At 72.8% G+C, this 1,341-nt stretch carries 2 protein-coding genes; one reads left to right on the top strand and one right to left on the bottom strand.

Going from position 1 to position 1,341, the window contains the following annotated elements; all coding sequences use genetic code 11:
* Positions 1–628: class I SAM-dependent methyltransferase (locus DEIPI_RS33455; RefSeq protein ID WP_045234834.1), on the top strand; the 628-nt coding region annotated here is incomplete at its 5' end.
* 217 nt (positions 629–845) lie between these two features.
* Here DEIPI_RS33455 and DEIPI_RS33450 read toward each other — a convergent pair.
* Positions 846–1,341, bottom strand: a 496-nt coding sequence (locus DEIPI_RS33450; RefSeq protein WP_169737183.1) for a vWA domain-containing protein, incomplete at its 5' end; no start/stop codon positions are given.

Raw genomic sequence — 1,341 nt, 5'->3', positions numbered from 1 at the left:
CGGACGGCTGCTGGAGCTCGGCTCGGGCGGCGGGCAGTTCGCCGTCGCCGCCGCCATGCTCGGGCACGACGTCACCGCCCTCGAACTCCGCGACGCAGGCACACGCCACGCCCTCGACCTCGCCGCGCGGTACGGCGTGCGGTTGCACGCTGTCACAGGCAGCTTCTACGACGCAGAACTCGAAGGTCCCTTTGAGGCGGTGTGCTACCTCGACGGGTTCGGCATCGGCAGCGATGCCGACCAGCGGCTCCTGCTCGGACGAATCGCAGGGTGGCTCGCGCCGCGCGGTCTGGCGTTCGTGGACGTGTACACCCCCTGGTACTGGGCGCAGCACGCTGGGTTCACCCGCGAGACCGACCGGTACCGGCAGACGTACGGGTTCGACGCGGACGCGTGCGCGCTGCTCGACACGTACGAGCGCCTGGACGGGAGCGGGGAGGCGGGGACGCAGGTGCTGCGCTGCTACGGCCCAGCGGACCTACGGCTGCTGGCGCTGGGCACGGGTCTCGGCGTCATAGAGGTGTGGCCGGGCGGTCGACTCGACACGAGCACACTGACGTGGCACCCACGCGCGCCGCTCGGCGCGTGCCTGTCATACACCGCGGTCCTGGGTCGAACGACCGGGTGACCAGGGCAGCGGGAGGGCGTCGGCGCGCCTGCCCTCTGGGTCAGCCCGAACCTGGAGGTCGTTCGAGCTCGCGAGACGAGTTCAGCGCGGGCGGTGGCGATCATCCACGCGGGCAGGGCGATGCCGGCGAGCCACTCCGCGGCGAGCGCAGCGCCTCCGGCGTCGCGTGGATAGCCGAGGACGAACTCCAGCGCGGCGAGGGCGGTGACGTCGCCGCTCACGCGTCCACCCTGATGGTGAATACCGGCGCGCGAGTGGGGAACAGCAGCCGACACCCGGCGGGCATCAGGAAGGCGTGCTCACGCGTGGGCGCGACGCGGTCGTCGAACAGCCCGTCGGTGATGATCAGCATTGGCGTGTCCGGGTGAATGCCGTCGGGAGCGTCCGCAAGCTGGTCAGCGAGCGCGAGCGCGGGGATCAGGCTGGTGCCGCCCCCGCCCTTCAGCACGAGCCGCTCGCCCGCCTGCCAGGGACGGGACCAGCCGTGGTCGGTGACACCCGCGTCGCAGGACAGCACCCGCACCCGGTCGATGCCGAGCACCCCGCAGGTGGTGCGGATCCCGCCGAGCGCCTCGGCGAGGTCACGGTCGGTCATGCTGCCCGAGGTGTCCACCACGAGCACGAGGGCGTGCATCGGGCCGGGCTCGTCGCGCCCACGGCCCGCGCGCGGCTCGGTGGGATCGAGGCTGCTGCGCCGGCTGGGCCGCGCGTAC

The organism is Deinococcus pimensis DSM 21231 (genome assembly GCF_000519345.1).
Classification (GTDB): domain Bacteria; phylum Deinococcota; class Deinococci; order Deinococcales; family Deinococcaceae; genus Deinococcus_A; species Deinococcus_A pimensis.
The sequence above is the reverse complement of the archived record's forward strand: the minus strand, read 5'-3'. Positions and strand labels throughout refer to the sequence as shown.